Source organism: Streptococcus mitis (assembly GCF_047459985.1).
GTDB classification, from domain to species: domain Bacteria; phylum Bacillota; class Bacilli; order Lactobacillales; family Streptococcaceae; genus Streptococcus; species Streptococcus mitis_DZ.
This window is the reverse complement of record NZ_JASHHD010000049.1, coordinates 1-600: the sequence shown is the minus strand read 5'-3', so window position 1 is coordinate 600 and position 600 is coordinate 1. Positions and strand designations below refer to the sequence as shown.

Sequence of the window (600 nt, the reverse complement as noted above, 5' to 3'; positions counted from 1 at the left end):
AAAGAGCGCACAAAATCCCCTCATCTGAAAGTGTTTCAGATTAAGTTCCGCTATGGTGGAAGTTAGTGTGAGACGTTTGAATGGGGTTGAAGATTAATTTTTAGATTTTATGTTGGAGTAATTTAGAAGATTGGCAGACATCTTCTGCAGGTATTTTAGAAATGCCGAGAAGTTTAGGAATCTCTTCTCCATAAGTAAAGGCAAAGAGTTCATAGGCTGATTTTCCATTAAAAGCAGCACGTTTGACGCTGTTAACATGCGAACAAACGAGATTAATGTCCTCTTGAGTTAAGTTGTCAAAAGAAGTTCCCTTAGGAAGAATGTCGCGAATCAAGGTGTGATTTTTCTCAATTCTGCCTTTCTGGTCAGAGCGATTAGGGTCACAAAAGAAAAGCTTACTCTCTCCTCGCACATCCATTTCGATGTCATCAACCCTGGCAAACTCTCCACCATTATCAGTCAGAATGACAGGGAAGAGTTGGAAGAAATCATTATCCGCTTGGTGAAGAGTGTTCTTGATGTCATAAAGGTGTTTGGTAACCTCAAGGGCAGTTTTATTATCCAGCAGTCTAGCGAAGATAAAGTTACAGAAAGAGAGAT

Annotated in this window: 1 protein-coding gene; it reads right to left on the bottom strand. The window is 39.8% G+C overall.

Annotated features, from left to right (window positions below; all coding sequences use genetic code 11):
- Positions 1-100: 100 nt before the first annotated feature.
- Positions 101-600: transposase (locus QM959_RS09570; protein WP_414372865.1), on the bottom strand; the 500-nt coding region annotated here is incomplete at its 5' end.